Genomic DNA, 6,245 nt, shown 5'->3' on the forward strand with positions numbered 1-6,245 from the left:
CTTAGCGGTCCCGGTGATCCACGAACGCATGGCCGGCGTCGTGGGTATAGGTCGGGAGATAGTCGCTCTCGAGATTGTGTGTATGCAGATGTTCACCGGGCTGAACGTCCGACGTCACATGGCCAATGATCGCGCCATATCGAAGCACCTTTTCGTCTGTCCGCAACGCGAGGCGAGCGACTTTGTGCCCAAGGTCGATGGTCTTTGCCAACGTGACGAACTCCCCCTCAATTTCCACACGCTCCCCAACTTGCAGGCGCGCGCCGGCAATCAGGCAATTGTCCTGCGGACTTTGAAGAATGAGCCGGGCGTCGGTGGATTTGTGAGGGGTTTGCTGCACAGAAACGTCCTTGGAACGGATGGCATTCGGCGGTCATATGGGTAATGCCGCGGGTTTGCATCAGTACAATCATTTATCAGTGAACGTATTATTCATATGCGGACAAGTCGAAGTCAAGCTAACTGCGCCGCTGGGCGGTCCGTGTTTTCCCTTAGCATCTTGTTTTTAAGCGACTTAACTGAAGGCCATCATGCAGGCAGACGATCCCACCGACGCGGACCGGTACCGCGCGCCCGCGCTGGATAAAGGTCTCGATATCCTCGAGCTGCTCGCTGAGCAAAAGGATGGACTCACGCGCGCCGAGATCACGAAATCGCTCGGGCGCAACGCAAGCGAGATGTACCGGATGCTCGAGCGGCTGGTCGCGCGGCAGTACGTGGTGCGCTCGCCCGCGGGCGACCGTTATTCGCTGAGCCTGAAGTTGTATGCGCTCGCGCACCGGCATCCGCCGATGAACCGCCTGATCGCGGAAGCCTTGCCGGTCATGCAGCGTTTCGCCGATCGTGCGGAGCAGTCGTGTCATCTCGCCGCCTATGACCGGGGCAATCTGCTGGTGATCGCGCAGGTCGACGGGCCGGGAACATGGGGGATTTCGGTGCGGCTCGGCGCGCGAGTCGGGTTGATCGATACCGGTTCGGGCCGCGTGATCCTCGCGTTCCAGAGCGCGGAACAACGCGCGCACATGCTGGCCGAGCACACGCGTGTAAAGGGTGAGTCCGCGCTTGATCCGCTTGCGCTGGAAAATGCGTACGCCCAGATTCGCGCGGACGGTTTTCTGCATAAGGAGAGTCAGCAGACCTTCGGCGTGATGGACGTGAGTTTTCCGCTGCTTGGGCCATCGGGCCAGGCGATTGCGACATTGACGTGCCCGTATCTCAGGCGTATCGACGAATACGTGGCGCCCTCCATTAACGAGGTCAGTGCGCTGCTTGGTGAAGCGGCGGCGGCGCTTTCAATGTTTCGCGAACCGGACGTGGAGTTCAGTGATTCGCAGGGTTCGAGCGCGGCTTAGGGGTGGGTGGCTTCGGCGGGGTAACTTCGGCGGGCTAATTCGATGAGTAACTTCGTTGGGTAACTTCGGCGAGCAATTTTATTGGGAGATCAGGCGGAAAGTTTCAGGTCGATTCGTTGGGAAGTTCCGGTGCGCGGATTCGCCAGGTTCCAGATCCCCGCGACGCGTTAGAATGGCGACCCTCTCAAAAAAGCGGATCGTCGCTCCCAGCGACGTTTCGCGTCTTTTCTACGCAAGGCAATGGCGAAACTCCTTTCCGATCCCGAATTTCAGCGCTTCTCCGAACTTCAGCAAAAGCAGTCCAGCTTCACGATCACGAGCGAGGAAGCGGACGAACTGCGCGATATTGTCGCCCACGCGCAGCAAAAGCGCGACGACCGCGCGGCCGCGATGCAGTCGATCGAAACGTTTATCAAGCAGTTCGACATTGGTGCGGACGAACTCTTTACGGCCGACCAGATCGCCGATGCCGCGCGCAATTTCGGCCTGATTCCCGCAGCGAAGAAAGAGCGCGTGCTGCCGCCGCAGTTGTCGTTCAACGGCAAACCGTATCAATGGACCACTCGCGCGCTGCCGGACGACATTCGCGTTCCGCTGTTCGAAGCGTTCACGTCGGGCGCGTCGGTTAAAGCATTTATTGCCACGCCCAAGGACACTACGCGCTGCGCGGCGACGATCGCGCGTCTGGAGCGTGAAACCGGCAACACCTATGCCGATGCGTGGCTGGACGAGTTGGCGGTATCTCGTGCACAAGTCGACGAAGCGCTCGCAAAGCTGCCGGCTTGATTCAAAGAGCAGCGCCTCGCGGGCAAGCATCTCGCAGCACACATTCTGGCCGCTCACCACGGCGGCCGGATGCCAGCGCTTCTCGCCTGCACGACCTTCTCAGCCTTCATGACGGCAGCGCGCCGGCTTCTGCCTCTCCTTCAGCCAGCCGCATCCTGAAACCGGTCACGCCCGGATCCTCCGTGGCCGTTATCTCAAATCCCAAACGGCGCGCGAGTGCGATCATGCCGGTGTTCTCGCGCAACGCCTCGCCCACCAGCCAGCGTGTCCCGCGCGCGCGGCAATACGCGATGATCCGAGTCAACAGCAAGAATCCCAGCCGCTTGCCCTTCTGATCCGAGCGCACCGCGACCGCGAACTCGGCCGTCTCGTTATCCGGATCGGCAATGGCGCGCGCCACCCCCAACGTCTCGATAGCGTCGTGTTCACCCGTGACGGCGATAAACGCCATCTCGCGGTCATAGTCGATCTGCGTCATCCGGGCGAGTTGCGAGTGATCGAAACTGCGCACGGAACTGAAGAAACGCAGACGCAGATCGTCCGGCGTCATCGCAGCAACGAAAGCGCTGTGGGCGGCTTCGTCGTCGGGACGGATCGGCCGCACGGTGATAAGCAAGCTGTTCCAGTCGAGCGTTTCCTCCAGTTGCCGCGGATACGGTTGGATGGCGAGCGGCGTGCGATGCGCGGCCAGCGTCAGATGGGGTTCATACACGACGACCGCCTGACGGGTCACGCGCACCGTCAGCCGCAACGCGACAATCTGCTCGATCTCGCAGACAGCCTGCGACAAGGCCGTTAACGCCGCCAGCAAATTCTCCGCAGGGAGTTCGCGTGCCCTCGGCGAACGCATCACGAGGTCTCGCGCCAACACCGGGTTGAGCGGTGGAAATGCAAATTCGTGCATTGCGTCCGGCAAACCGAGCGCGCCAACAGCCTTGAACTCAAACACCGGTCCGAACACACGATGATTCAGCAAGCGGACATCGATTTCGATGGCATCGACGCTGCGCGGGCCTGCCGACCCCGCCTTGACCACAACGCCAAACTGCGCCAGCACCCGCGACGCCCGCTCGCCGTCCAGTTCCGCAACGCCCGCCGTCAATGCTGCCATGACCTGGGCCTGCGCGCTGTCCAGTGCGACCAGGGTCTGAGGGCGCGGCCCATCGGGCGTCTGCATCAACATCTCGCGGCCCTGACGATAATCCACCAGCCGTGCGAAACCTCGTGCCAGGCGTTGAGGCGTGGTGTGGACGGGAATGCCGTGGGCGTGCAAGGCGTCACGCGTGGCCCGATCCACGCAGCCGAGAAAGCAAGTCAGCAAACCGCGATACGCGTGACTTTGCTGCTCGATCAGCACGCGCGCGACTTCCGCGACCGGCGCGGTGTGCGTTGGCGCGTGGACCACGAACGCCGTCCCGGTCTCGCGATGCGGCGCCAGCGCTTCGAGCGCCGCTCCAAAGTCCGCCGCAGTGGCGGTGTCTCCGAGTTGTAGCGGGTTCTCCAGACGCGCGTGGGGCAGCACGGCGGCGACCGACGCGCGCGCGGCCTCGGGCCAGAGCGCGAGCGCGTCGCCGGCTGCGGCGAACGCGTCGGCAGCGAGCGCGGCCACGCCGCGATCGCTGGTGATGACGGTCGCCCGGTCGCTTGCGGCTACGCGGCCCACCCCGAGGGTTTCGATTTCGTCGAGCAGGTCGTCGAGCGAGTCCACCCGTACCAGGCCGGCACGCCGGAAAGCGGCGCTGTACAGCGCATCGAAAGGATCATCGTGGCCTGTGCGTAAAACCAGCACGGGTTTGTTGCGCGCGGCCGCCCGCGCCGCCGACATGAATTTGCGCGCCATCCGCACCGATTCGATGGCCATCAGGATCGCGCGCGTCCGTGAGTCGCTTGCGAGGAAATCCAGGATATCCCCCACGTCGACGTCAGCCTCGTCGCCCAGCGCGACCACCCGCGAAAAACCCAGGCCACGTGCGTTCGCCCAGCCCATCACACCGTTGGTCAGCGCATTCGACGCCGATACCCACGCCACCCCGCCCGCCGCAATGGCGCATGACGGCGCCCCCAGCACCGCGCCCACAGCCGGGGTCATCACGCCGACACTCGCCGGGCCGACCACACGCAGCAAAAACGGCCGTGCAGCCGCAAGCGTACGGCGCGTCCAGTCGCGGCCCTCCGGTTCGCCTGCCTGCCCCGCCTGCCCGATTATGACCACCGCCCGCGTGCCACGCGCTCCCAGTTGGCTGACGATCGCGGGCCACGTGGGTGGTGGCGTGCACAACACCGCCACGGTCGGTATATCCGGCAAGTCGTCGATGCGCGCGAACACCGCGGCCCCATTCAACTGATGATGCTTCGGATTCACCGGCCAGACAGGGCCCGCGAAGTTGGCAGCGCTTAGCCGCGACCACACCATTTCACCGATGCTGCCCGCACGCAGCGACGCCCCGATCACGGCAATCGACTTCGGGTTAAACAGTGCGTCGAGATTACGTACGGTCATGCGGCCTCCATATCCAAGATGTATCCAGCATAGGCGATTCGAGAGCCCCCAACTACTAGCCGGATGGCCTATGTCCCGCCTTTCCCAACACGCTCCCTCATATTTCCTGATGCCCGATATGAGAATTCGTTTTGTTTCAGCGTCAACCGAACGGGCTATTGTTTCGCACCGGGAACCAAGGTAATTTGATCGAACGCGGGACAGGAGCCATTCTGGTTCGCGGAGGAGGCACGTTTACTCGGCCACACAGAAAACCGAGAAGGTTGGGCGGTCAGGAATCACTATGCGACATCTTCCATCGTTGATTGCGTTGCGTTTCTTCGAAGAAACGGCGCGTCATTTGAGTTTCAATCGCGCGGCGCGAGCGTTGTGTGTCACACAAGGAGCTGTAAGCCGACAGATCAGGCTACTGGAAGAGTCACTCGGCGTGAAGCTTTTCGAGCGCGACCACAAAGGGATCCGCTTGACACAGGCAGGTGTATTGCTGATGCCATCGGTGACAGAGGCATTTGACGTGATCGAGCGCGGAACACGTCACCTAACGGGAACCGTCGAACGCAAGCGTTTGATTGTGTCGCTGCCGCCCACCTTCGCCACGCAGTGGTTTTCGTCTCGGCTAGGCGGGCTGGCGGAGCAGTTGCCGGACGTCGACCTGTCTATTCGTACGCAGGAAAGCGACGAGTGTCATTGCAGCGTGCGCTTCGGGCGCGACGCGGCGGCGCATGGGTGGTCCGAACTGCTGATGGTGGAACGGCACGCGCTCGTGGGATCGGCGTCGTTCACCGGGATGCCGGTCGAGACCTTGCTGGATCGATTGCCGGCGCTTCACGTGCTGCATGAGGACGTGCGTCTTAACCTCTGGCCGGACTGGCTGGCGAAAGCGGGACTGCCGCCGCGTTACGCCGAGAATGGTATTGAATTTTCGAATCTGCAACAGGCAATCCACGCGGCGCGACGCGGCGTAGGGCTTGCCGTTGTGGATCTGAACATGATTGCTGATGAGTTGATCGAGGGTGATTTGGTGAGGATCTCGGACGTCGAGATCAGCGGACCATTCGGATACTGGCTGGACGTGCCGGAAGCGTATCGCGACGTCAGCACCGTGACCGGCTTTGCCGATTGGTTGCGCCATGAAGCTGCCCTGCCCGTTTGAATGGCAGTCTCGACTGAAGATGGAAGTACGATAAGGAGCTTAACCGGAAACAATGTCCGAGAGGATGCTTGCCGGTATGAAATGGTGAAGCTTGGGTTTGCATTCGCCGATCCGCTGCGGGCGCTGTCTCACGCAGATATGCGGGACAGCCGTGCGAATTCAACAGCTTTGGGAAATGATTCGAGTCACACTATTTCGCTCATTTGTTCAAACGTCAGCCCGACCAGGCTCTATCGTGCAACGGTCGCCGGCGTCGCTGCGTTGTTCGCACTCGCCGCCATTTCACTTCCCGGCACGCAATGCGACTGCAGCGACAAATACCCGGGGTTATAAGCCTTCGCATCTTTCTTCGGCAGCGTATAAGCAATCCGGCATTGTTCAACCGGACCACTGCCCCATTTAACCGTCAGCGCACCCTGGTCTTCCAGTCCACGCGCAAATATTCTGCTGTCCT

General features: G+C 61.7%; 6 protein-coding genes. 3 read left to right on the plus strand and 3 right to left on the minus strand.

The window, feature by feature from the left end:
• Position 1: 1 nt before the first annotated feature.
• Positions 2 to 340, minus strand: coding sequence for a UxaA family hydrolase (locus FH08_RS0103190; protein WP_031356930.1), 339 nt, complete (start codon positions 338 to 340; stop codon positions 2 to 4).
• Between the two features lie 190 nt (positions 341 to 530).
• On the opposite strand from FH08_RS0103190, the gene FH08_RS0103195 reads away from it, so the two are divergent.
• Complete coding sequence (locus tag FH08_RS0103195; protein ID WP_051887690.1) at positions 531 to 1,352, plus strand: IclR family transcriptional regulator; 822 nt, start codon at positions 531 to 533, stop codon at positions 1,350 to 1,352.
• Positions 1,353 to 1,592: 240 nt separating this feature from the next.
• Positions 1,593 to 2,138, plus strand: coding sequence for a hypothetical protein (locus FH08_RS0103200; protein WP_031356932.1), 546 nt, complete (start codon positions 1,593 to 1,595; stop codon positions 2,136 to 2,138).
• Between the two features lie 106 nt (positions 2,139 to 2,244).
• Here the strand turns inward: FH08_RS0103200 and FH08_RS0103205 are convergent, their stop codons facing one another.
• The gene (locus tag FH08_RS0103205; RefSeq protein WP_031356933.1) at positions 2,245 to 4,638 is read right to left on the minus strand and encodes a GNAT family N-acetyltransferase; all 2,394 of its coding nucleotides are present in this window, start codon (positions 4,636 to 4,638) and stop codon (positions 2,245 to 2,247) included.
• Between the two features lie 283 nt (positions 4,639 to 4,921).
• On the opposite strand from FH08_RS0103205, the gene FH08_RS0103210 reads away from it, so the two are divergent.
• Positions 4,922 to 5,791, plus strand: a complete 870-nt coding sequence (locus tag FH08_RS0103210) for a LysR family transcriptional regulator (RefSeq protein WP_031356934.1) — start codon at positions 4,922 to 4,924, stop codon at positions 5,789 to 5,791.
• A gap of 230 nt (positions 5,792 to 6,021) precedes the next feature.
• On the opposite strand, the gene FH08_RS51220 is transcribed toward FH08_RS0103210, so the two are convergent.
• Positions 6,022 to 6,245 (minus strand): FimD/PapC C-terminal domain-containing protein (locus FH08_RS51220; protein ID WP_152602714.1); only part of this gene is annotated, 224 nt, incomplete at its 5' end.

The sequence above is a fragment of the Caballeronia sordidicola genome, assembly GCF_000729995.1.
GTDB lineage: Bacteria > Pseudomonadota > Gammaproteobacteria > Burkholderiales > Burkholderiaceae > Caballeronia > Caballeronia sordidicola_A.